Here is a 23,819-nt window from a genome sequence, read left to right as displayed (position 1 = left end):
CGCCGCCCTTCAGCCGACGCACTGCACCACCAGGCCCGCCACCTCGTCGTAGGACACGCGGTCACCGCCGAGCACCGCGGTCCCCTCCTCGAGCACCAGAGCACGCGCGTACCGCAGCCACGGGTGTCCCGACCATCCGGGCAGCGCCGACAACTCCTTCACGGCCGCTTCGGTGAGCCGGGCCGGCAGGCGGACCGTGCCGCCCAATGCGCGCTCGACCACCGCGTCGTCCAGGGCCTCGCCATGGGGTCCCAGCCGGGTACCGTCCAGTGCGGCGTAGCCGGCCGGATCCCGGCGGACGATCACGACCTCGACCGACGATTCCCCGTCCCGCACCACAGCGTCGAGTTCTTCCTCCGTGTGTGCACGGTTGCTGCCGTAGTGCAGCCCCTGCAACGTCGGCGCGGCCCATTCGCGGGGCCGGGTCAGCAGGAAGGCTTCGGCGTTCCTCGCCCGCTCTGCCTCCCTCGCCCACCAGACCTCGCGGGCCTTCTCCTCACCCCACTCCTGCGGGCACACCACGGGCTCCCCATAGGCCCGCGCCACCAGACCGGGAACATCTTCGGGAATGCTCCAGCCTCGGCCGGCGGACCCGCCGGATTCCTCCTGCGCCCCGGTGGCCAGGAGCGGGCCGGCCGCCTCGGACACCAGGGCCGCGGCCCGCAGCAGCGGCCACTCGCCATAGATCGCCTGGGAGGCCGGCAGGAACTGCGGACGGCCAGAGGGACCGGCTGTCACGCCGGTCACCAGCACCCGGGGCACCGCCAGCCCCTTGGGACGATAGGTTCCCTTGTGCCGGTGCAGGCGGCCGATGCGCTGGAGCAGCAGGTCGGCCGGGGCCAGGTCCGTGATCAAGATGTCCGCGTCGACGTCGAACGATTGCTCGGCGAGCTGGGTGGCGACGACCACCATCCGCGGCGGCCGTGCGCCGCCGGCCTTCGAGCCCAACTGATGCAGGCACTTCTCCGTGCGATGCGCCCGATGGCCCGCGCACAGCCGTCCGTGCAACAACATCAGCTCACCGTCGAAACCGTCCCGCTGCAGGGCAGCGTGAATCTGCTGGGCACGATCCACCTGATTGACCACGACCAACGCCACGCCACCCTCGGCGACCGCCGCCCGCGCAGCCGCAGCAACCGCATCCCCGCCCACCTGGGCATCCGGGAGCCACTCGATCCGCGTCGGCACCGACTCCCGCCAGGACCCCACGACACTCCTCGAGCTCTCCACCTCAGGACACCCGGCCACCGCATACGCCGAGGTGACACACGGATAACCCGCCGGCTCCGGCACCGGCTGCGACACATCCGCCCGCCCCAGAACACCCGAAAGGTAAGCGTCCACGAACGCCTGCCGCTGCGCCGGAGGCAAGGTCGCCGACAACAGCACCACCGGCACCCCCGCCTGCCCAAGCCACCGCAACGCCTCCAGCAGGAACTGCCGCATATAGACATCGGCCGCGTGCACCTCGTCCACCACCACGACCTTGCCCGCCAAGCCGGCGAACCGCAGCATCACATGCCGCGTACGCGTCGCCGCATACAGCAGATGGTCAACGGTCCCGACCGCAAACGCCGTCAGCAGGCCACGCTTGTTCCCCAGGAACCACTGGGCCGGCCCATGACGCTCAGCCTCCTGCGGCGCAGCGCCCGGCATGCCGAACTCGTCGTCCTCGTCGATCGCCCCGTAGGCCTCCCACGGGTCGCCCCCGTCCGCAGTCGGTGCTGCCTCCCACATCTCGCGCCACCGCCGGTTGAAGCGCCGCTTCCCGTGCAGCAACGCCACCTGCGCCTCAAGCTGCGGATCGAACGTCCGGACCCAGTCCAGCACCTGCGCGTACATCGGATCGCTTGTCGCCTGGGTCGGCATCGCCACGAACACGCCGTCGAGACCGAAGCGAGCCGCCAGCACCTCCGCCGCAGCCAAGGCGGCCTTCGTCTTGCCCTCGCCCATCGGAGCCTCCGCCACCAGCAGCCCGGGCGCGGGCATCGACCACGCCCGCTCCACCAGCTCTACCTGCGACGCCCGCGGCTGCACTCCTAGACGTTCGGCGAGTGGCGCCATCGGGGACTCGGGATACGGCAGTGGTCCCCAGCCGCCGCGCAGCCCCAAGCGCTGCCAGGCCGTCTCCGCCCGTGCCGTCGCTCCGGCCGGGGATATCTCCTCGGCGTTGGCCAAACCTGGGAAGCACGAGTGGTCGCTGGCAATCCAGTCGGCCATCACGATCAGGCCCGACAGCGCCATTTGCTCGGCCTTCCGCAGTGGGGCCCCCGGACGCGCCGCGGCCAGGTCCTCGAATCCCACCGCGCGGGTGAACACCTCGACGACCGCACGTTGAGCCTCTGACCAGGCATGTCCCACTCCCCGGAATTCGGGGTGCGGCGGCGTCAGGCTCCCGGCCGGGGGAAACTTCCCGTGGTGGCCGGCCACCAGCGGCCACACCCACCCAGCCGCCTCCACACCCCAGACCTGACGCAACCACGGCGCGAGGATCGCCCCGCCCGCGACATCATGGCGCCACTTCTTCGCCTTCGGCAGCCGACGCCACGTCAGACCCGCAGCAACCACAGGTGCCGCCTCTGCCCCATCCAGGGCCTGGAACGCCGGGCATGCCTTGCCGCAGTCGTGGATCCCGCACACCCACATGAACCAGGAACGCCCCTGCCCCCTGGCGATTTCGTCCAGGCGACGGCGCAGCGACTCCGCCAGGTACCGGTCCCACATCACCCCGGCCACTGCGGCAGTGTCCAAAAGGTGGCCAAGCAGCAGATGCGTCTTCCCGCCGTTACGCGCGGCAGACTTGCCCCACAGTGTAGACAGCCGCACCACCGCCGCATCAGACAGACCCATCGACCGCATCAGCGCGATCAGCGACCGCTCGTCATCCACGAAACCAAGCCCCCAGCGATCGCACCCTGCAGATGCGCTGCACCCTAGACGGCACCACTGACAACGGCCCGGAGTGAGGGCAACACACGTTATGCAAGTAAAGAAAAACAGCCCCCTTGCTAGCATCGACGCAGGTCATGAAGTGTCGTCCCCGCCTACGCGGGGGGTGGTTGCATCGGGTCGTCGCCGCAGTAGCGGGCCAGGCGTCGTCCCCGCCTACGCGGGGGGTGGTTGGTCGACTCGGTCACCGATGTGCGCGAGGTGTTGTCGTCCCCGCCTACGCGGGGGGTGGTTGTACCGGCAGGGCTACATCGACGCGCTGGCCCAGTCGTCCCCGCCTACGCGGGGGGTGGTTCCTGCCGGGACCGTTCGCGCACTCCGAGCGCGAGTCGTCCCCGCCTACGCGGGGGGTGGTTCTGCAGGTCGATCGTGATCTCGGGGCGGAGGTCGTCGTCCCCGCCTACGCGGGGGGTGGTTTCACCTCGGCCATGGCCTTGGCGATCTCGTTGTGTCGTCCCCGCCTACGCGGGGGGTGGTTGCGGGTTGCGCGCATGGCCCGGTCCGTTTTCAGGTCGTCCCCGCCCACGCAGGAGTGGTTCGGAGCCGCCGGGGTCCGGCGACTCATCGAGCGAGTCGTCCCCGCCTACGCGGGGGTGGTTCCCTGGCCGTGCAGGGCGACCCGCTCGCCGAATGGTCGTCCCTGCGTACGCGGGGGTGGTTCGTCCATCATGTTGTCGAACACGATCACCTGCGGGTCGTCCCCCGCCTACGCGGGGGTGGTTCGTACACCCAGATCGTCCGGCCGCCCTTGACCCGGTCGTCCCCGCCTACGCGGGGGTGGTTCCTGGTCCCACATGTCATACGGGCCGCTGTCGTAGTCGTCCCCGCCCACGCGGGGGTGGTTCCTGCTGGCGCTGCGGGATCATGCTCAGCACTCCGTCGTCCCCGCCTACGCGGGGGGTGGTCCGAAGGTGACCGGCGCGAGCGGGGTGGCGTTCGGGTTCTCCCCGCCAGCGTGGGGGTGATCCGTGCGCGCCATCGTCATGCGACAGTGCGGCGGTGTTCTCCCCGCCGACGCGGGGGTGATCCGAACCCGGGGGAAACATCGAGGGTCGCGGCCAGGTCCTCCCCGCCGACGCGGGGGTGATCCGGCCGAGGAGTACAAGGCTGCGGGTACCACGTGTCCTCCCCGCCGACGCGGGGGTGATCCGTGGCCCTACGGCCTGGCCAGGAACGTCCGTTTGTCCTCCCCGCCAACGCGGGGGTGATCCGGTCATGCAAGGCACGGGCGGCAACGACGGCAGGTCCCTCCCCGCCGACGCGGGGGTAATCCGACTGCGGATGGCGCTGGTGGCCCCAGCGCGGTGGTTCTCCCCGCCGACGCGGGGGTGATCCGTACGCGGCGGGCCTGATCGCCACGTACCTGATGTCCTCCCCGCCGACGCGAGGGTGATCCGTCGTGCAGCTCCCCCCAGCAAGGGCGGTTGGTTCTGCCCGCCAACGCGGGGGGTGATCAGGCATAGTTGACGCCACTGGCCATGTGTTGACCGTTCTCCCCGCCGATGTGGGGGTGATCGTCGAGAGTGGGGCCACGTGGCCTTCGAACCTCGTCCTCTCCGCCGACGCGGGGGTGATCCGTTGTTCTGCGTCCCGTCTTGGATACCGGGGTGGTTCTCCCCGCCGACGCGGGGGTAATCCGTTGTTGCCGACGCCTATGGTTGCGTCGAACGTGTCCTTCCCGCCGACGCGGGAGTGATCCGTCGCGGCCGCCGCGCACGCTCATACGGCGGGCGTTCTCCCCGCCGACGCGGGGGTGATCCGTACGCACCCGCCTGGAAGTGACTTGACCCGCGTTCTCCCGGCCAACACGGGGATGAGCGTCGCCGGCAGCCCACGTCAGCAGTGCCAGCCGTTCTCCTCGCGAACACAGGGGCACACCAATCCTCAAACTCTGCGCAGGGTAGGTGCCTTGTTCTCCCCGCCGACGTGGGGGTGACCCGGGTTGGGCCGCCCGCTGCCCTGTTCAAACTCGTGTACGGGTTTCTCCCAGCGGCCGCGGGGGGTAATCCGCAAAATTCGGCGCGGCTGCTCCTCGCTGCCCTTCCCGCCGAGGCGGGGGGTAATCCGAACGAAGACGAGCTACTGCGGAAGCTGTTCGGGTTCTCCCCGCCGCGGAGTGATCCGTTTCATTATGCTGGGTGTCGAGCTCCAGCTTGTCCTCCTCGCCATCGTGCGGATGATCCACTGGAGCTGGAAACGATGGGCGCTGAGAGAGGGTCTTCCCCGCCGACGAAGACTCCGGGTCTCGCTCCACTCGCTGGCCAGAACGCCGATGCTCGCTCTCACCGGCGACGCCCGACGCTGGGGGCTCAATCGCCTGCAGCTTCGGCTGTTCTCCGTTGCGGCCCACCTCGCCATGACCGGCCGACTCCGCTACCTCCTGATCAACGCCGCGTTCGCGTGTCTGCAAGCCAGCTGACCAGCGACAACACCTGTCCCGTCCAGCACCTGGTACAACCCCGTAGCCGTGAAACCCGGCGCCCTCCGCGACAGTCGGGCCACCAGCATGCCCACCACTCTTGAGAAGTCAAAACGGCCCCGCCGGAAGAGCCGACGGCCCGTCTCTCAAGATCGGGGCTAAATATGCGCTCCCTCGTGTATCCAGTAGCTGGTCAGGATAAGCCTGCGCCCCGACTCCAGCGGGGTAGCCCTGTGCAGGCCACGCCCGTCGAAAATCACCAGAGTGCCTGCCGGGCCGGTGCACGATACGTCGATGTAGCCGTAGTCGTGTTTCAGTTGCGCCACTTCATGGGGCCAGAAGCAGCCCAGGTACCAGATGTCCGTATCACCACCGAAGCCGCGCTTGTCGACTACATAGTCCCGGGCGATCTGCGCCTCGGCCCACCGCCGCCAACCCCCCTGATGGCTGCCGCGCAGGTAGGTCATCGGGGCACTGCTTGGACCGACGTCCTCCAGATAGAGGAAGGCCTTCATTCGGGCCCGCCAGGTGTCCATGTGATAGAAGAACTCGAAGGTCATGAAATCACCGGTGACAACCTTTAGACCGATCGTGCGCCGGTGTGCGACAGCACGGCCGGAGATATACGAGCGGGCGAGACCGCGGACCACATCCGAGTCGAAGAACGGGGACAGCTCAGGGATCCGGTCCGCATCACTGTAGAGCAGCGCCCGGTCGCCCTCAGGTGACTCGTCGAATTGCTCCTGAGGAGGGATGGCGGCACGCATCCGTTTGATCGTCTGCCCCGACAGGAAGTCGGGGATCACGACGATTCCGTCACGTCGCAGCGTCTCCAGATGCGGCAGCACTTCGGGCGAGGAGGGTAAAGTGCGCCGGCTGCGGCGATCGCGCCAGTGCCGGGGCAGAAAGCGCATGGCCATCGTCGCGCCGAAGAAGTGATCCGTCCGGTACCCGTGAAGCGCAGACATGCCAAACAGTCTGACATCCGATTAGAATCCGCCGCATGGAGAATCCGGTCACGTTCGGCGTTGAAGAAGAATTTCTCCTCGTCGATGCCGAGTCGTGCCGGCTGGCGCCCGTGGCTCGACAGGTGATCGCGGCACTGCCGACCACGTTGCGGCCCTGTGTGAGGATGGAGACCCGGGCCACGCAGATCGAGCTCGCGACGCAAGTGTGCACCGGACTCGACGAACTGCGGGAAGGCCTTGGCGAGTTGAGATCCGCATTAGACGCTGCTGCCCAGTCGGTGGGTTGCCGGATCATGGCTGCGGGAGCGTGCATCCTCAAGGAGGACGAGACCTTTCCGGTCGCCGACGGGCTGCGATACGGGGAGATCGTGCGGAGTTTCGGTCTGTTGGAGGATCCACGCGGGTTGTCCGCCTGCCATGTCCACGTGGGGGTGCCTGACCGTCGATTGGCTGCCGAGGCCCTCAACCATCTGCGGGTATGGCTGCCTGTACTGCAGTCTCTGTGCAGCAACTCGCCCTTCATCAATGGTCACGACAGTGGCTATGCCAGCTCGCGGGCGATGACGATCTGCGCTTGGCCCACGGTCGGGCCGACGCCGGATATACGCTCACTGGCGCACCACGACGAGCTGGTTGCCGATCTCATCGCGACCGGCGCGGCCCTTGACGACCGGATGGTCTATTGGTATGCGAGGCTCTCTGCCAGCTACCCGACGATTGAGGTCCGACCTGGCGATGTGTGCCTGACCGTGGACGAGACAGTCCTGCTTGCCGCGCTCTCGCGTGCGCTCGTGGCTACGGCCGTACGGGACGTCCGGGTCGGCGTTGCCGCACCCTGCGCCGATCACGGCTCGCTTGTCGCGGCGCACTGGCTGGCTGCGCGCGACGGTCTGGAGGGCAGTGGCTTCTGCTTCACGGATCGCGTCCGGGTCCCGATCTGGCACCTGGTTGACCGGCTTGTCAAACACACAGAGCAGGCACTCGTCGCCGCTGGCGACTACACTTTGGTGCTCGCTGCGCTGGACCGACTGCGGGTGACCGGCTCGGCCGCTGCCCGGCAGCGCTCGATCGCTGCGGCGCCATCTACTTGCGCTGCGACAAGCGGGGCCATGGCCAATCTTCCCCGACTCGCACACTGGGTGGTGGAACAGACCTGCCTCTAGCGCAACCGCACCAGCGCTTGTTCTGTTTCCACCGTCTCTGGGTGTTGCTCGCCCAGCGCCCGCTGACGCAAAGTCAGTACCTCGCCGTAGATCTGCTCCGCCTCCCGTCGCCTCCCCTGGCGCTCGATCGCGCGCGCGAGGTTGAAGAGGTTGGTCAATGTTGTCGGATGCTCCTCGCCAAGCACGCGGCGTCGGCTTTCCAGCAACTCCTGATAGGCGGCCTCTGCGTCGGGCCAGCGTTCCTGGTCGGTCAGTGACCTTGCCTGGCCGTCCCGGGTTGCCAGGGTCGTCGGATGTTCCTCGCCGAGCACTCGGCGTTCGTCGGCGAGCAGCTCGGTAAAGGTGGCATCCGCCTCGGGCCAACGGTGTTGCGCGGCGTATGCTCGGGCCAGGTGGTGCCGGCTGGCGAGGGTGGCGGGATGATCGTGGCCGAACACTTGTGTGCGCCGCGTGACCACGTCCATGGCCATTGCCTCGGCCTCCTGCCAGCGTCCCCCGTGCGCGTATGAACGGCCGAGATCATGCAGCGTGGACAGGGTCACTGGATGGTTGTCGCCCAACACCCTCCGTTCGATTTCCACCAGTACGTTGAAGTCGGCTTCGGCCTCGGCCCAGAACCCGCTCCGGCCCCGTTGCAGGATCGCTTGCTGCTGCAACCGCAGCACGGATTCGTGCTCGGGGCCGAGCGAGGCCGAAGCCGTGAGCGCTGCCGTCGTGAGGGCGACTGCCGTGTGCAGGCCACCGCTCCAGTCGTATGAGAGAGACGTCTTCGCGGCAGCGCGACACACCTTGCCCAGCGCTTGCGGTTCGAGCGGCAGGGACAACAGTGCATGCAGGTGCGGTGTTAGCGATGCGAACCATGGCCAGTCCTGCGGACTGCTGAAATCCAGTGCCGTGCACTTGGCCGCGACCAGCTCAACGGCGGTGGCACGCACAACGGCAGAGTCCAGTTCATCGGGGCCGGGTGCGGCCATGTGCGTTCGGCAGGAGCTCGCGATCACGGGGTGGATGGTCACGGCGTCAGCCTCGGTTGTACTGACCAGTCCCAACTGGATCAGCCCCGCGAGCACCCGGTCGAGTTGTCCCTCAACGTCGCGGACGCCGGCGAAGAGCGGGGCCATCAGCTGGGGGTCAAGAAGGGCAACAGGGATCGGCGTGACCGCCGCGAAGCAGGAGAGCATCCGGAGTACCGGCCTGGCTTGCGCCAGCCCGTGGTCTGCCAGGTGGTCGAGCGATAGTTCCCAGGTTCGCATGATCATTCCTCGGGCCTCAGCCGCCCTGCCGGCGAAAGCCAATGCTGAATGTGGCTCTCCGTCGTTGAGCGCGTCACTATATGCGGTGAAGGTCTTCCATCTTGCCAGCGGCTGGGACAAGTAGCTGCCAGCGACGTGCAGTGCCAGCGGTAGCCCGCCGAGCTGCTGGGACAGCCGACGGGCTGCCGCAATGTCGCCTGCACTGGGTGCCAGGTGTGTGAGGACCCGGGCCGCCGCGTCAGCCTGCAACGGCTGGATTAGTTCGATCTCGGCGTGGTTCCCCCAGGTGGCCGGATCCGTGAGGCGGCTGGTGACAATGGTCAGACCTCGGCCATTGGCACGAACCCATCCGGTGCCCCCGGCGACGCAGTTCGCCTCTACTGGTCTCCAGGGCTGCGGCGCGCACAGCACCGTGGGATCGTCGGCGTTGTCAAAGACGAGCAGCCAGCGAAACCGGGTGTTCCGTAACAGTTTCCAGAGCCGATCCGGTCCGTCCGGGGCACCCGTCGCCACTGCTTCGATGTCGGCCTCAGTACCCCCGGCCTGCTTGGCGATGGACACCGCGCCCATGCTGAGGCTCGCTGGATCGGACGCTGACACCCACCACACCACCCACTCGCGGGTGCGGTGCCAAAACGGGCGCTGCTGGCCGATGCGGCAGGCAAGTTCCATCGCCACCGTTGACTTACCGACTCCGCCCATGCCCGCTAGGACGACGAAACCGCTGGGGCGTGCCACAGCGCGCTGCAGGACACCGAGAATGTCCTCTCTCCCGAGGACCTCTGCGGGCAACAGTCCTGTCGGCGGGCTCACCGAAGCGCCCGCCACCGATCTTCCTATCTCGGCACTGCTCGATGTCGGTGATCGCTGCGACACGCGCAGTTGCAGCATGGCAACCACCAGTCCCCCGACGCCGACAAGCGTGCCCATGAATGCGGCGATGTCCACGTTGGCGACCGTAGCCTTTCGCTGAGGCAAGGCGAATCTTTACAGCTCAAGCCAGCTCGGGTGCAGCAAGTTGATACGGGCGAAACCGTTGAAGCCGGTCAGGTCGAAGAATCGCTGGTCCATCAAGATCGCGCTGCGTGCTCGTCGTTCATCAATGTGAGCAAAGGTGTAGTAGGTAACTGACGGTGGGGCGGCCTCAGCCCGGATCACGCCTTTGTCCCAGAGGATTCCGTGCACTGTGGCGATGTGCTCACGCAGTTCACGATTAGACTGCGGGGAATTGAGCACCTCCATCAGGCGCAAGGCATCGGACTGAGCCTGTGCGCCGCTCGCGCCAGTGAGGTTTGCGGCGGGATACCGTATCGACTCGCGCTGCCCCGGGGGCATGAGCAGATACGCGAAGCGGGAGCCGTGGACCGCCGTGCTCTTGGTGGGGCATACGATGCGGAACGTATGCTCCAGGTCAAGCTCACTGGTGGCCTCCGCCTGGTCCGGCGGGTTCCAGGCGGTGTACTGGAACGTGCCGTCGACGAGCACCTCGGAACCGAAGCGGCGCTGCCACTCCGCGATCTCCTTGATGTGCACTGGATGCACGGGCGTGCCAAAGACCCAAATCGGGTCGGCAAAAATCAGGACGGCGGGTCGCTGCGGCAGCCGAAGCCGCGTTTCGGGATGGTGCAGTGGGCTCGTGTCGAGGCGGTGCAGGGTGATCCCAACACTCTGTGCGAAGTAGTAGCAGGTGTAGTAGATGGGTGGCACGTACCACGCCTCGCTGACACCTTGCTCGCGCAGGCGCAGGAAGAAAGCCATCAGCAAGGGGCTCGATCCGCTGGCGGCGTATACGGCCTCGGGCGGGTAGTCGATACCATCCCTCGTCCGATGGAACTTCCTGATGCTTTCGGTGAGAGCCGCGGAGTCCGACAGAAACGAGTACTCTTCGACCGACCGGGGCGAACCATCTTGGACGCGCAGCAGATAGTGCTCTGCGAAGGGATGGCTGGTCTGCCATCCGGACAGAAATTCCGCGTCGCCCGCGTTCCGCGATAGCAAATCCAGTTCCCGGTGTAACCGCAGCAACTCCCGTTGCCGTTCCACGGCGTTCTCCTCCCCCCAGAGTGGCGATCAGCTGACGACGTACCGCGGGCTGCCCGCCACGAAAGCCTGCACCGTCTCTACCCATGTCTCGGCTCGCCGATACACGGCTTCCTGGGTGTACCAGCCGCACGTCGGCGTCAGGATGGTGTTGGGCAGGTCGAGGAACGGCGCCGGCGAACCGATCACGTCCAGAGCGGCGCCCGCGATCCGGCCGTTGCGCAGCGCCGCCGCCAATGGTGCCGGGTCGATGAGTTCGTCGGCCGAGACATTGACCACGCGGGCGGTCGGGCGCATGAGGGCGAAAGCCTGGGCATCGAGGAGATGGAAGGTCTGCGGGGTGAGCGGCAGGGTTAGGAAGACGAAATCCGCCTCCATCAGGAGTCGGTCCAGCTCAACCTGTTCGGCGCCGGGGTGCTCGCGGCGGCTACGGTTGACGAAGAGGACGCGCAGGTCCAGACCACGCAGCAGGGTGGCCAGCCGGCCGCCGATCTCACCCAGTCCGATGATGCCGGCCACCTTTCCGGCCAGCTCGCGGGCGAGCGGAGAGGGCGGCCGCGCATCGGTACGGGTAGCCGCGTCGAGCGGGAGCAGGTACCGGTTCGATGCCAGGGCGAGCGCCAGTGCGTGCTCGGCCACCGACGATCCGGTGTAGCTGGGAGTGTTGGAGACTACGATCCCATGCTCGCGACAATGGTCGAGGTCGACGTAGTCGGCCGCGGTCCCGGTGAGGACAATGCCGCCCAGCACGGGGAAGCGCCGCAGGTATGCACTGTTCAGCTCAGCATTAGCGGTGACAAGCAGCCGCACGTCAGCAGTGTCCTCCTGCCCGGCCGCCAGCCAGAGCACCGACACTGCGGACTCCAGCCGGGCAAGCAGAGAGCCGGGGATACCACTCCGTTCCATGAGCACCAGGGCAGTGGGCTTCGTCAACGTGACTCCCCGTCTCGTGGCAGGTGCCCATAGCCTTACAGACACGTTGGACTGTGTCAGCCCTGACTGACCCTGTTGCGGTTCGAGGACATAGACGGCCCACCCGGGCAGGTACGCGCATGGCTCCGCGGCCCTGGCCCTCGTCGCCGAGGCAATGCAAACGCCGGCGACACCCCCGACGAATGGGCAGCCACCATGAAGACGGCCGCCACCGACCGGCACCAGCACAGAAACGCCTGGTCTAAGAAGGTGTTGTCTTTCCGAAGGCGGTAGCTGCGTTTCCGCTGGTCAGGCATGATTTCGGTGGCTCGGCGGCAGGGATGACGCGTCGTGTCATTTCTTCGCGTGGGGTGTCAGATGCCGTCGGTGTTGGGGCTGTTGGAGGAGCGGGAGCGTGCTGCCCGTCAAAGGGTGGAGATCCAGCAGGCCGAACTGCGGGACGCCGAGGCCACGTGGCAGCGGTTCGTGACCGCCCGCGAGACGGTCGGCCAGGTCCTGGCGGAACCGCGCGGACGCGAGAATGTGGCCGCTGCCGCGTCCGACGAACGGCCCGTACCGGTGGCGGGTGCGGTGCCCGGTTCGGTGGTGCCGGCATGGCAGGCAGGCCTCGACCCGGCGGTGCTGGCGCCGGACTACCGGCGGCTCATGGACATCCTGGCCGGCCGGGACGGGGAGGCGATGGACTGCCGGCAGCTCGCCGCGGCGCTTGGGCTCGCGCCGGTGCCGGCGAAGGTCGAGGGCGTGCGGTCGAAAGCCAAGCGCCTGGTCGTGCGGGGCTGGCTGGTCGAAGAGAATCCGGGGATGTTCAGCGTCCCCGCCGGGCGAGCCGGCGGCTCATGACCATGCTCATCGACCAGTGGATCAGCGCTTCGGCGCTGTCGGTGCGGGTCTCGTAGTCGCGGGCCAGGCGGCGAGAGCGCATCAGCCACGCGAACGTCCGCTCCACCAGCCACCTTTTGGGCAGCACGGTGAACCCGCGGGTGTCGTCGGTGCGCTTGACCACGGTCAGCGCGATCCGCCAGACAGCGCGGGCGACGTCGACCAGATGCCCGGTGTAACCGCCGTCCGCCCATACGCACGAGATGCGCCAGTGCCGCTCGCGCAGCCGGGCCAGCAGACCGCCAGCGGCCTCACGGTCGGTCACCGAAGCGGCCGTGACCATCACGACCAGTAGCAGTCCGAGGGTGTCGACCACGATATGGCGCTTGCGTCCGTTGATCCTTTTCCCCGCGTCGAAGCCCCGCGTGGCGGCCGGAACCGACGCCGCCCCTTTGACCGACTGCGCGTCGATGATGCCCGCGGTCGGCTCCGGATCGCGGCCCTCGACCTGGCGGACGCGGTCGCGCAGCCGGTCGTGCAGTTCACCAATCAGGCCCTGGTCCCGCCACCGTCGCCAGAACGCGTAGACGCTTCCCATGCGGGAAAGTCCGCGGGCATCGACCGCCACGTGATACCGCCCGCTACCAGGTAGCGGACCGCGTCGAGCATCCAATGCCACGAAGTTAAGAGCCCAGCGGCGGTGTCAAGCGTGGGCGGGATGCGAGGGGCCTCCTCTGCTATCCAGGGGACGGCTGCGGGAGCCTGTCCGTCCCCGACCACGAGCGCAACCGGTCCTGGCTCGGCCGCACCGAACGCCGCTACGGCCCGACCGGCTACCCCCGGCTGATGCTCATGACCCTGTGCGAAACAGGCACCCGCGGCCTGATCGCAGCGGTCTTCGGCCCCGCATCCAAGGGCGAGACCGACTACGCCCACGAACTGGTCGGTCACCTGACCCCGGACATGCTCCTCCTGGCGGACCGCGCCTTCGACAGCAACGAACTGCTTGCAGACATCGCAGCTCAGGGCACTCAGTTCCTGATACGCGCCACCAGCACCCGACGACCGCCGGTGCTGGCGCTGCTGCCCGACGGCTCCTACCTGACCCGGATCGGGGGCCTCCCGCTGCGGGTGATCGAGGCCGAGATCCACTCCCGCACCGCCGACGGCAGCGACTTCGGCGGGACCTACCGCCTGCTGACCACGCTCAACGACCACCACACCGATCCCGCCGACCACCTGGTGCGTCTCTACCACGAGCGCTGGGAGATCGAGATCACCTACCTGGCGCTCCGCCACACCCTGCTCAAAGGCCGAGTTCTACGTTCGAAGGACCCGGTGGGTCTCAACCAGGAGATGTGGGGACTGCTCGCCCTCTACCAGGCCCTGCGCTCGGTCATGGTGACCGCGGTGGAGACAATGCCCGGCTGCGATCCCGACCGAGCCGGCTTCACCGTCGCTCTGGAAGCCGCCCGCGACACGGTGGCCAGCCTGGTCGGAACGACCGTAGCCTCAGGGCCGAGCAGCCGTTCCGACCTGGTGGAACACATCGGCGCCCGCGTCCTGCACGCGCTGCTTCCCAGGCGCCGGATGCGACTGTCCGCCCGCATCGTCAAATGCGGAACCTCCCGCTACAACATCTGGAACCGCGACGGGCGTCCACGCGACAGCACCCCGATCACCGCCATCGAGATCACCGTGCACCCACCACCCCTGCCCAGCGCGCAGGACCCAAGCCGAGCCCTCTCAGGACGCTGGGGCCAGGTCTGCCAGCTCTTGGCCGCGAACTCCAACCAAGCCATGCACACCCGGGACATCGCGCGGCATCTCGCGCTCCCCACCTCGGGGCGTCCCCTCAGCAGCCTCACCGCGCAACTCTGCTACTGGGCTCGCAACGGCCGACTCATCCGCACCGCGCCGAACACCTACAAGATCACTCTCCCTGATGCCTTGACACCACCGCGGGGCTCTTAACTTCGTGGCATTGGTCGAGCATCTGCCGATGGCAGTAGCCCTCCGGCTGCCCGCCCCTGCCCTCCATCCACCCCGGCACCGGCAGTAGATCGCGCACCGCGGCCCACTCCGTGTCCGTCATGTCGGAGGGATACCTCGGCCTCCTGTGCGGGCGATCCGCGGCGTTCCCGAACCGGTGCGCGAGACAGGCACACGACAGAGGAAGCGAGTTGGACTCCGCCGCTACCGGAACGCAAGACTGCGGCACAGGGCCTCCTGTTGCTCACTTGGATTCGACACCCATGAGCTGTGCAGGAGGCCCTACCCTCATGCCCGGACATCCGGAAGATCACCCGACCGAGTCGCCACACTCGAACCGATGCTCACCATGATCGATAGGGAAACGGCTTCTGAGAAAGCCAGGCGAATATCCCACAGCAGGCATGAGGGCCAGGGCCACGCGAGCTTGGGCAGACATCTGTGCGCGAGCACGGTGCCGCCAGGCATCGAGCCGGGCAGGCTGGCTGCGGCTCTGCAGGGCTCGCGCTGCAAGTTCCAGCTCATGCAGCGGCATCGGCGCCTCGGCCACACGTGTACGGGCCAGATCCTGAACCGTGAAATGTATGCGGTAGACCATGACAGCCTGGGGCGCTCCTTCCGCAATGTCGTTCTTCAGGTCAGGCCGAATCAGGTCAAGATCGTAGCGATCAAGGAGGAAACTCGGCCCACCAGTCAGCCGACACGGTCACGTGCGCGGGGACCCCTGCCGACGCGGCCAACCGCTACCGACCGGTTCAGGCAGGAGCGGCGCACCGGTGCCCGCCCGAGCGGCACCACGACGCAGCGGTTCAGACACCCGGCCCGAAGCCGGGCACGACCATCTTCTGCGCCGCCGAGACGATCTCGGGCGGCATCGGGCACGAGCGCCGGGCGGCCGTGTCGATGTGGACTCCGGTCAGCACCATCACGGCCGCCACCTCGCCGGTGGCAGCGTTCTCCATACGGCGACAGAAACGGACGACCTTGTCCTTCGCCTGCCCCGCCACACGTCGCTACTGCACCCTCCCGCGGGCTGCGCAGCGGGTCCGGCTGCGCACTCCTGACGATGGCGAACCGGCCCGAGCTGGACGGCATCACCTCCCACAACCCGCGGCAGCTCCCACGGCCGGCGCATACGGGCTGCGCACGCCTCACTCGCTGATCAACACCGACCCGGCGGCGGCACGGAGCTTCGCTCAGGCGGTGAACGGGGTTGATCGTTTAGCGAATCGTTTAGCGATTGGCTGTTCTGGCCCTACGCACCATGCCCTGCGAGCGCACGGACACATGCACTACCCGCGGGCCGGGCCAGCCGGTCCGCGGACGGCGGCGCTGAGCGCGTTTGGGGTCGGCTGCACGGCGCCTGCTGCCAAGGCGCTGGCGTGCAGTGACGGCTCGGCTCGCGGCGTTGCGGGAGTTGGCACCGTTGCAGAGCAACACGATGGCAACGTTCGGTAGCGCCCGTCTGTAGACCAGCGCAGACGTTTCGCCACAGTCGGGTAGGGGGCGTTGCAGCCGAATACTTGGCCGCCGCTATTGCCCGATCCCGGGATGCAACACCTGGGGCTTGCTTCATTCTGGACTCCCCATCCGCACTGGGCTGGATGGGGGTCACGTTCCGCTCTTGTGGGGGTGGGTTGCATGAATGGAGTACGTGGTGGACCGTCCGTTGCTGTCATTGAGAGCGACGCTGGTGTTCCTGCTCGCCTTGCTTGCAGGCGCGGCAGCCGGTGGGCTGACGGCCCTGGCCGGGGAAGGGGCGCCGCGCAGCGTGCTCGCGGGTCTGACCGTGGCGGGCGTGGCTGTCCCGTTCTTCAACCGCCTCATTGATTCCGACAGCAGCGCGGTGCAGCCGTCGGCGCCTGCGGGCACCGGTGTCGCAGAGGGGGAGCGCCATGGGTGAGCTGCGGCCTCTGGGAGATGACCTCAATGACGCTTCACGTGCTCTTGCTCAGGCTCTGCGGGAGCTGTTTGAAGGCCTGGAGGTATCCGTGCGGCGGTACGCGGCGCGGCGCCAGCGCGACCCGGGAACGTTCTCGCGCTACCTGAACGGCACCCGGTTACCGCCATGGCAGGTCATCAACGACCTCTTCGCGGATGTCGCCGAGCACCGTGGAACCGCGGTCACCATCGAGGCCATCGAGTTCGTCCGCGAGTTGTACGGGTCGGCCGTGGATGCCGCCTCCTCCCCCAAGCACGCTGCCGAGATCCTGGAGCAGCAACTGGCCGACGCCGACAGGGTCTCCCGGCGGTCCAGCGTTCGTGGCGACGTTCTGGGCGATGCGCTGCTGGACAGGAAGCAGCGGATCGCCGACCTGCAGACGCGTCTGAACCAGCTGGAGGCCGAACGCAACGAGGAGCGGAAGCGAGCGGACGAACTCGCGGCAGCTCATCCCGATGTGTGCGGTCTTATTGCCGAGCGCAACGTGCTGCAGCGGGAAGTCGAGCGGCTCGGAGCGGACCTCAGGGAGGCACGAGCCCAGCGTGCTGCCGCGGAGGACCGCTGCAATCTGCTCGAACGCCAACTGGACGCAGTGCAGGAGGCAGCGACTGCGAAACTGCCGGCCACACCGCGGGGTATGCCCAGGATCCTGATCGTCGACGATCAGCCGGACAATCTGCTCGCGATGACTGCTGTTTTGTCCACGCTCGACCAAGAGATGGTCACCGTGTCGTCCGGGCAAGAAGCGCTCAAGGCGCTCTTGGACTACGACGATTTCGCGGTCATCATCATGGACGTACAGATGCCGGGAATGGACGGATACGAGACCTGTGCTCATATTAAGCGCCGCCCCCGGACCCGGGACGTCCCCATCATCTTCCTGACTGCCATGGGAGTGGACGCGGAGCACTCAGCCCGTGGGTACGCGGCCGGCGCCGTCGACTACATCGGCAAACCGTTTGACCCTTGGGTCCTGCGCGCCAAGGTCGCCGTCTTCACCACCATCCACCTGGAGCGACACGTCTCATAACGCCACCGAGAACAACGGGAACATGCTCCAGTGCATTTGCTCAATGGACTCGGGCAGCTTCGAGACCTCGCCGTCTCTGCGGCGGCGAGCAGGGGCTTGTTCGCAGCGGCCCCCGTCGGCGGGGAGGACTCCCGCATCAGGAAGTTGATGAGCCCGGCGTAAGACGGTGGAGGCGAGACCGTCGGCCAGGGTGACGATGGTCAGGGCACGGACGCGCTGGTCGCCCCAGCATCGGGCGAAGGCGCGAAAGCTGGCTGGTAGAAGGTCGCAACCATGGCGACCCCTGCGAGCAGCCATCCGGCTCCGAAGACCGCGGCGTTGGGAGCGGCAGCGACGGCGATCAGCGCGAGGGGCAGGCTCCGGCCACGCCGGGGCGACGTGCAGGATCCACCCGACGGGAGCGTCCCGCCCGAAGAAGGAGCCGATCCCACTTGTGCCTCCCCGCGGGCCAGCACCAAGATCTGTTGTGTGTTGTACCGCGCAGCGCTCAACGGGACCGGCCGATGAGGGAGCGCAGCAGCGGCACGCTCAAGCCGGCCGCGGTCATGCCGACCAGTATGGCGCTGGCTACTGGGGCAGCACGACGGTGGTGTGCAGGGACAGGAATGGCGGCTCCGCAGCAGAGCCCATCTCTGCGGGTGCGGAAGGCAGCCGGAAGGGACTGGGTTTGACGAGGGCGAGCGGCGACCATAACTCTGAACTCTCGCTACAGTAGGGCTCCTTGATGCCTGATGTTCGTCAGATGGTGACACCCAGGGGGACACATGGACGTTGTGGTGAAGATCGAGGGTGGCCGGGCGGACGAGCTACGCAGGATTGAGACGGCTGTGCGCGAGGAGCTGGAAGAGCAGGGCGTTCAGGTCGACCGCTCCGTCACCGAGGTCGAGAAGGGCGCGCTCGGCGCCATGGAGGTACTCCAGTTCTTCGGAGAGAACGCGATGCTTCCGGTGCTCGTGCAGATGCTCTATGACCACGTCGTACAGCGGCTGCGCGAACCGGATGGAGCCGCCCTCAAGGTCCATGTCATCCGCACCGACTTTCCCGACGGCACCCGGCGCTCCGAGCTCACGCTAGAAGGGGAAGCAAAGGAAATAGCCACGGTTCTCAAGGAACTGCGATGAACCCGGACGAGGAGAAGAGCGACCCCTCCTGCGCCAGTGTCCTACTGATTGGCGGCAGCACATACCCGAGGTCCCATCTGGCCCCCGTCCCCGCTGCCGAGAATAATCTCCACAAGCTCAGGGCCGCCTTCCTGGATCCTGAGCTGTGGGGAGTGCCGCGCGGGCGGCTGAAGCACGAGGTCGACCTGACGCGGTCCGACATGCTTGACGCCGTCGCAACGAGCTACCGGAGTTCCGAGCGCGGCGGGATCTTCGTGCTCTACTTCGTGGGCCACGCCCAGCTCCACGACGGCATGCTCTACCTGGCACCACACGACACCGGAAACCTCGCCAACCCTTCGGCCTCGATGGTGTCGATGAGCGAGGTCTTCCAGACCGTCGACCGGGAAGGCAAGAGGGCCGAGCGTAAACTGCTCATCCTCGATTGCTGCTACGCCGGCCGCGCCATCCGTTCCGTGCCGGGGGAGCCCACGCCCGCCGGTAGTGAGCGCGGGTGGTTCGTCATGGCCGCCGCGTCGGAGGAGCACACTGCGCTTGGCGACTCCGGACGCGAGACCACCTTCTTCACCGGAGCCCTGCTCAAGGCGTTCGAGGGCGTAAAGGAGACACGGGCCAGCCTGTCCGCACAGTGGGCGTTCGATGCGGTGGACGAGATGATTGCTGGCTCTGACGACACAGATACGACCAATCTCGTGCCACACCAGTCAACGGCCAACTGGGCGGAACGGCCATGGCTGCGTAACCGTCTGCACATCGCACCTCCCCGTATCCCGCACACCTACCCGTCGATCACCGCCGAGACCGCCAGCCTCCAGCGGTCTCTGCCGAACGGCTTTCGGGCCTGGCCTGCTCCGGAGGCCACCTTCACCGGCCGCACCCAGGAACTGGAAGCCGCCCTGGGCCGCTTCCGGCAACGCACCGTACTCCCAGTGCACGGACCCCGCTATGCCGGCAAGAAGGCGTTCGTCCGCCAACTGCTGGCCACCCCCGGTGTTAAAGAATCCGCGCCAGCAGAACAACCCTGGCTGCTACTGGAGATCACAATCCTGAATGCCAGTGCCGAGTCTCCGGTCCTGGAGGCCCTCGCCTCCGCGCTGGAGGTCCGCCTCCAGGACGTCTCCCAAGACATCGAGACCGACGGCGACCCCCGTCGCGAACTGGTCATCGACGGGCTCCGGGAACATGCCCGTGGGCGCACTCTGCTCCTCGTCATCGACTGCGGGCGCCTGGGATACGAACCCCGCCAGATCAGCGGCGAGCTCGATCGACTGCTCGCGCACCCCTATTTCCGGGATACGGCCAACATCGTCATCTCCCGTGTCCGCCTCACCGTCCACGGAGACGACCAACTAGATCTTCAGGTTCCCGTCCGGCTGGAGGAGCTTCAGCAGCAAGAGGCCGCAGATTTCCTTACTGCTCTCATGGCCCACGAACGTGTGACAGTCGACGGTGACGACGTCCTGGCCCGCATCCAGGACCGCCGGCTGAGGCTACCGGGTGTCCTGAACCACAGCGCGAAAGGCTATCTCGGTAGCGCCGAGCGCGGCACCACCACGCCCGACCCGGCCGCCGTGGCCACCGCCTTGCTGGAGGGAACCATCCCCAGTGTGGCCAAGACCCTGCTTGAACTCGATTGCCGCCTCATCACCGGGACTGACAAGCCCGAAGGCCCGGAACCGCTCGCGATCCTCGCCGTCTGGGCTCTCTCGGATCAGCTTGCCCTGCCTCGGCACGTCTTGGAGAGCCCCTCCGTCGGGTTCCCGCGCCGCACGCTGGTGCTACTGGAAGACGCACGCGTCCTCTCTTCCGCTGCCTCTGGGCACCTGTTGTTGGGGCAAGCGAGCGAGCAGGCGTTGCGCTCTCTGGTCATTGCCGCGATGACCCGCGGCGAGGCTGTGGACGACCCGCTCGCTCCACCTATCTTGGACTCCGGGCTCCTCGATAGCCTCTTTCCTCCCGAGCTGGATACCGCCGATGTGGACCGTCGCCTCGCCGTAGCGGCAAGCTCGCTGCTGGTCACCGCCGCCGGGGCGCTGGACGCCGACGACAGTAAGGTCAACAACGCCTTCCAGATGAGGCTCCGCTCGGCTCTCGGATGGATTGAGGACGAAGGCGGAAAGCGGCTCCCAGCGCTGCATGACGTCATCTGCTCCCTCGTCGTGGCGCCTGCTGGCGACGCCCCCTACCTTCCGGCGTCCGCGGAGGGCCTGGTGCAGCCGGCTCCCCGAGAAGAGCAAACCGCCACCGAGCCCGCCGCATCCGAGCGTCCGACCAGCACGCCAATCAGTGATGAGAGCATCGCCCCGCTGGCCGCGCTCTACCGCCTCTACCACGGGGTGGCCTCTCTCACCTTTGCCGCCCGCGCCGAAGGCGCTGCCGCAGAGACCGGTGCGCAATTCGTGGCCGCCGCCACGGAATTCTCTGCAGCGCTCGCCAACTGCGAACCCGAGCAGGTCCCTCACACCCTGCTGCGCTCTGCAGACGCTTCACTGGCTCTCACAGGCAACAAGCTGAGGCTCAGAGCCCGTCTCCTCGATGTCAGGTTGGCCGCTATCGACGTGCTGCTCCTCGGAGCCCGCCAACGCGGTCCCGGGCAGGCCAGTCGTATCACCCTGGCCGTTTCCTGGCTGCTCAACACGGCCGACTCACTAATCGACGCGGACCGGCTGAGCGAAGCCCGGGAACTCGTAGGGAAGTCCGAGGACCTGGTGGCCGAGGAGCTTCCCCAGGAGGACGGCACACCTCGCAGCATCCACTCGCGGCTTCAGCTCAACAGCCGTATCGCCCGGGTGCGCAGCCGTCTCCACCTGGACCCTGCGCAGAGCCGCCGGGAACTGCTCGACGTGGTGCGAAGCGTCGTCTCAGGCGTGGAACTTGCGCATGAGCAAGGTGAACAGCTGCCACTTTGGTCCATGCGCCTCTTCGAAGCGGCCATTCTACTGCTTCAGCAGAGTTCTACCGATGAGGAACTAGTCGAGACCCGGACCCTCGTTATGGAGTCGCTGGAGCGATCCTGGGGCGACAGGCGCTCCTGGCCACCGAGTATCTGCATCCCTGCGGCAGGTTTTCTGCGGAAGGTCCACGTACGGTGCACCGATCCCGCCCTGAAACAGAACGGGGCCCAGGAGGCAGTGGAGCTGCTAGCGCACCTTCCTGCCGCGAGTCACGAAGAGGTGGCAAGGGCCGGAACCACTTTCCAGCCCCCCTCCGAAGCCGGAAGACGCATCCCGTCGCTAAACGACCGGGACGCTGCCAAGGTCCTGAGCTCCCTGGCACAGGCGTACGGGTTCCTCGCCCGCGCTCTCCGTGAGAACCAGCGTTTCGGTGCGGCACGCACCCGGCTGGCGAAAGCAGAGGAATATGCCCGTGCCGCAGTGGAGCTCGCCCCGACTGCCTTCTCGTACTCGGTTTGGCTCAGGCAGGTCCTTGACATCCGGCGGTCCGCTCCACGCACCGGGGTATCTGGTGAGGCGGCGGAGAAACGCCGTCGGGTCTGTGTCAAGGCGGTCCGCAGCTGGTTGGCGCGGAGAGACGTCCGCTCGCACGCCCACGCTCTGCTCGACCTCACCTGTCTCGATTCGGACTGGTTCGAGGAGGGTAGTTTGCGCGGTGCCGCCCAGAGGACTGGCGAAGACTTTTTGCGGCTGCACCCGGTAATCCAGCGGCGCCGTATCGAGGCGATCTACCGCGAACGCCAGCAGAAGCTGAAGGCACACCGTCACCGTTACGGCCCTTCGATCGAACTGTGTGCTTTGGAGATGCGGTTGGAACGCGAATACCGTCGTTGGAAGGGCGTCCTCGACTTTAAGGTGGCCAAGGACGAAAGGAAGAAGGGCATCGGCCCCGGCCCCAACACCCCGACACCGCAGGTCGACAACGCCTCAGTCTTCGAGGTCTTTCGCGCGGCCGCAGCCCTCTGGCCGGGGGACGCTCGGTTGATCGCCGCCGAGGCCGGCTTCCGCCGCTACATCTGGAATTACAGCAAGGCCATCGCTCTCTACGAGTACCTCGCCCGCACGGCGCCGAACGGCGAGATCCGACGCGTTGCCCGACTGTCCGCCGCAGAGGCAATGCTCGCCGACGTGGAATTCTCCAACCCCGATCACCGGACTGACTGGCACGCACGGCTTGTCGATGCACGGGAGCACCTGAACGCCGTCCTGAGCGATAGCAGCCGCATCGGGCTGGCCGTGGTCCTCCGGGAACGGGTCGCCATCCGACTGGGCGAGCCGGTGAACTGGGAACCTATCGACGCCGCTTTCGAGACCGTCGTCGGCGGCGACTATGCGGGCGCGATCGGGCGCTTCCTGGAACGCCGCCACTACGGCCAGGACCGGAGCCCCGATCGTGTCGGCGACAGGGTTCGCATCACTACCAAGGGTGGTAGTGAACGAGTGGGACACAACCCGCTCCGGGATCTACTGGACGACTTCCTCGACAGTCACGTTGACCGCGACGGCGCCCCCGGAACCGTCTCGGACAGTGCGCACGACACCCCTCCCCACCCCAGCACCGCTGACACTCTCACAGGCGACGGGGACTTGGGAGAGTTCACCTCCGAGCTTCTCGGCGAACTACTGCTCACCGAATTCACCAGCATGCAGCTGCTGGGCGGGCTCGGAAAGCTCTATCTCGATCGGGCCGCCGATCTGGTTGCCCGCTACCAGACGCTTCACGGGTCCGAACCGGCACCCGACTCCAGCACTGCACTGGACGCAGCAGGCCACGCCCGACGAGCTTATGACTGCTTCGACGCCTGCCGTGTCCTGCAGGAGGCGCACGGCAACGAATCCATCGTGACAAAGTTCGAACGCGGCCGTGCCGTTACTCTAGCCGCGAAGTTCCTACACAGTCCGGATCCGTTCCCGCGCCCCCTCCTTCAGGGGCGGGGGCCACAGCTCCAACAAGCCGTACGCCTCCTGCTGACGGCCCGGGAACACAGTGTGAGTGGATTCAACTCGGTGTGCTCCCGTGCGGTTGGGGAGAACTTCGAGGTGCAAGAGCACGTCGGGCTGAGATAGCCCCGAGCGATTGTCCCACCTCACCGAGCCCCGAATGCACGGACACGCCTTGCCGGGGGCCGTCGCAGCCCCTGGACGCCTTCTCGGAGCTCACCGAGATCACCCGACCGTGGCGACTGGACCGGCGCATCGTGGCACCGGCCGCTGGGCAGTCAGCCGCCCAGCGGTG

16 protein-coding genes, 2 pseudogenes and 1 CRISPR repeat array are annotated in these 23,819 nt (G+C 67.2%); of the genes and pseudogenes, 8 read left to right on the top strand and 10 right to left on the bottom strand.

The window, feature by feature from the left end; genetic code table 11:
• Positions 1-9: 9 nt before the first annotated feature.
• Positions 10-2,889, bottom strand: coding sequence for a CRISPR-associated helicase Cas3' (gene cas3, locus OG937_46105; protein WUD78554.1), 2,880 nt, complete (start codon positions 2,887-2,889; stop codon positions 10-12).
• Between the two features lie 144 nt (positions 2,890-3,033).
• Positions 3,034-4,767: a CRISPR direct-repeat array (repeat unit 28 nt; unit sequence GTCGTCCCCGCCTACGCGGGGGGTGGTT).
• 313 nt (positions 4,768-5,080) lie between these two features.
• Here cas3 and OG937_46100 point away from each other — a divergent pair.
• Positions 5,081-5,368 carry a transposase gene (locus tag OG937_46100; protein ID WUD78553.1) on the top strand — a complete coding sequence of 96 codons (288 nt, stop codon included), beginning with the start codon at positions 5,081-5,083 and terminating at the stop codon, positions 5,366-5,368.
• 158 nt (positions 5,369-5,526) lie between these two features.
• On the opposite strand, the gene OG937_46095 is transcribed toward OG937_46100, so the two are convergent.
• The gene (locus tag OG937_46095) at positions 5,527-6,336 is read right to left on the bottom strand and encodes a phytanoyl-CoA dioxygenase family protein (protein ID WUD78552.1); all 810 of its coding nucleotides are present in this window, start codon (positions 6,334-6,336) and stop codon (positions 5,527-5,529) included.
• Between the two features lie 35 nt (positions 6,337-6,371).
• On the opposite strand from OG937_46095, the gene OG937_46090 reads away from it, so the two are divergent.
• Positions 6,372-7,499, top strand: a complete 1,128-nt coding sequence (locus OG937_46090; protein WUD78551.1) for a glutamate--cysteine ligase — start codon at positions 6,372-6,374, stop codon at positions 7,497-7,499.
• On the opposite strand, the gene OG937_46085 is transcribed toward OG937_46090, so the two are convergent.
• From OG937_46085 to OG937_46075, 3 genes are read right to left on the bottom strand one after another with little or no spacing between them, the layout of a single operon-like run.
• Positions 7,496-9,700 carry a tetratricopeptide repeat protein gene (locus tag OG937_46085; GenBank protein WUD78550.1) on the bottom strand — a complete coding sequence of 735 codons (2,205 nt, stop codon included), beginning with the start codon at positions 9,698-9,700 and terminating at the stop codon, positions 7,496-7,498. The two genes, OG937_46090 and OG937_46085, sit on opposite strands and share 4 nt — an antisense overlap.
• Positions 9,701-9,739: 39 nt before the next feature.
• A complete protein-coding gene (locus OG937_46080; protein ID WUD78549.1) occupies positions 9,740-10,795 on the bottom strand; it encodes an aminotransferase class I/II-fold pyridoxal phosphate-dependent enzyme in 1,056 nt (351 codons plus the stop codon).
• A 27-nt stretch (positions 10,796-10,822) separates the two neighbouring features.
• Complete coding sequence (locus tag OG937_46075; protein WUD78548.1) at positions 10,823-11,725, bottom strand: D-3-phosphoglycerate dehydrogenase; 903 nt, start codon at positions 11,723-11,725, stop codon at positions 10,823-10,825.
• A 357-nt stretch (positions 11,726-12,082) separates the two neighbouring features.
• Here OG937_46075 and OG937_46070 point away from each other — a divergent pair, with 357 nt between their 5' ends.
• A complete protein-coding gene (locus OG937_46070) occupies positions 12,083-12,565 on the top strand; it encodes a hypothetical protein (protein WUD78547.1) in 483 nt (160 codons plus the stop codon).
• Here the strand turns inward: OG937_46070 and OG937_46065 are convergent.
• Positions 12,531-13,172 carry an IS5 family transposase gene (locus OG937_46065; protein ID WUD78546.1) on the bottom strand — a complete coding sequence of 214 codons (642 nt, stop codon included), beginning with the start codon at positions 13,170-13,172 and terminating at the stop codon, positions 12,531-12,533. The two genes, OG937_46070 and OG937_46065, sit on opposite strands and share 35 nt — an antisense overlap.
• 218 nt (positions 13,173-13,390) lie before the next feature.
• Between OG937_46065 and OG937_46060 the strand changes: the two genes are divergently transcribed.
• Positions 13,391-14,518, top strand: coding sequence for a transposase (locus OG937_46060; GenBank protein WUD78545.1), 1,128 nt, complete (start codon positions 13,391-13,393; stop codon positions 14,516-14,518).
• 73 nt (positions 14,519-14,591) lie between these two features.
• On the opposite strand, the pseudogene OG937_46055 reads toward OG937_46060, so the two are convergent.
• The 3 genes and pseudogenes from OG937_46055 to OG937_46045 all read right to left on the bottom strand — a co-directional run bounded on the left by OG937_46055 (position 14,592) and on the right by OG937_46045 (position 15,498).
• A pseudogene (locus tag OG937_46055) lies at positions 14,592-14,717 on the bottom strand (transposase).
• 129 nt (positions 14,718-14,846) lie between these two features.
• Positions 14,847-15,134, bottom strand: a complete 288-nt coding sequence (locus OG937_46050) for a hypothetical protein (protein ID WUD78544.1) — start codon at positions 15,132-15,134, stop codon at positions 14,847-14,849.
• Positions 15,135-15,345: 211 nt separating this feature from the next.
• A complete protein-coding gene (locus tag OG937_46045; protein ID WUD78543.1) occupies positions 15,346-15,498 on the bottom strand; it encodes a thioesterase family protein in 153 nt (50 codons plus the stop codon).
• Positions 15,499-16,193: 695 nt separating this feature from the next.
• Between OG937_46045 and OG937_46040 the strand changes: the two genes are divergently transcribed.
• Together OG937_46040 and OG937_46035 are read left to right on the top strand one after the other, a co-directional pair.
• Positions 16,194-16,439, top strand: a complete 246-nt coding sequence (locus tag OG937_46040; GenBank protein WUD79087.1) for a hypothetical protein — start codon at positions 16,194-16,196, stop codon at positions 16,437-16,439.
• Positions 16,432-17,508: a response regulator gene (locus OG937_46035; GenBank protein WUD78542.1), complete on the top strand. Its 1,077-nt coding sequence runs from the start codon at positions 16,432-16,434 to the stop codon at positions 17,506-17,508. Before OG937_46040 ends, OG937_46035 begins: the two co-directional genes overlap by 8 nt.
• A gap of 162 nt (positions 17,509-17,670) precedes the next feature.
• Here the strand turns inward: OG937_46035 and OG937_46030 are convergent.
• Positions 17,671-17,858: pseudogene (locus OG937_46030) on the bottom strand (MFS transporter).
• Between the two features lie 414 nt (positions 17,859-18,272).
• Here OG937_46030 and OG937_46025 point away from each other — a divergent pair.
• Entirely contained in the window at positions 18,273-18,629 is a 357-nt protein-coding gene (locus OG937_46025) for a hypothetical protein (protein ID WUD78541.1), read from the top strand.
• Entirely contained in the window at positions 18,626-23,650 is a 5,025-nt protein-coding gene (locus OG937_46020) for a caspase family protein (GenBank protein WUD78540.1), read from the top strand. Before OG937_46025 ends, OG937_46020 begins: the two co-directional genes overlap by 4 nt.
• The last annotated feature ends 169 nt before the right edge of the window (positions 23,651-23,819 follow it).

It is taken from the genome of Streptomyces sp. NBC_00510 (assembly GCA_036013505.1).
Classification (GTDB): Bacteria; Actinomycetota; Actinomycetes; order Streptomycetales; family Streptomycetaceae; genus Actinacidiphila.
This window is presented reverse-complemented; position numbering and strand designations above follow the sequence as displayed.

Excerpts from the sequence above, each read along its gene's own strand:
- OG937_46045 (WUD78543.1), bottom strand. The coding sequence starts at position 15,498 with ATGGAGAACGCTGCCACCGGCGAGGTGGCGGCCGTGATGGTGCTGACC.
- OG937_46070 (WUD78547.1), top strand. The coding sequence starts at position 12,083 with ATGCCGTCGGTGTTGGGGCTGTTGGAGGAGCGGGAGCGTGCTGCCCGT.
- OG937_46090 (WUD78551.1), top strand. The coding sequence starts at position 6,372 with ATGGAGAATCCGGTCACGTTCGGCGTTGAAGAAGAATTTCTCCTCGTC.
- OG937_46050 (WUD78544.1), bottom strand. The coding sequence starts at position 15,134 with ATGGTCTACCGCATACATTTCACGGTTCAGGATCTGGCCCGTACACGT.
- OG937_46025 (WUD78541.1), top strand. The coding sequence starts at position 18,273 with ATGGACGTTGTGGTGAAGATCGAGGGTGGCCGGGCGGACGAGCTACGC.
- OG937_46060 (WUD78545.1), top strand. The coding sequence starts at position 13,391 with ATGCTCATGACCCTGTGCGAAACAGGCACCCGCGGCCTGATCGCAGCG.
- OG937_46020 (WUD78540.1), top strand. The coding sequence starts at position 18,626 with ATGAACCCGGACGAGGAGAAGAGCGACCCCTCCTGCGCCAGTGTCCTA.
- OG937_46100 (WUD78553.1), top strand. The coding sequence starts at position 5,081 with ATGCTGGGTGTCGAGCTCCAGCTTGTCCTCCTCGCCATCGTGCGGATG.
- OG937_46035 (WUD78542.1), top strand. The coding sequence starts at position 16,432 with ATGGGTGAGCTGCGGCCTCTGGGAGATGACCTCAATGACGCTTCACGT.
- OG937_46095 (WUD78552.1), bottom strand. The coding sequence starts at position 6,336 with ATGTCTGCGCTTCACGGGTACCGGACGGATCACTTCTTCGGCGCGACG.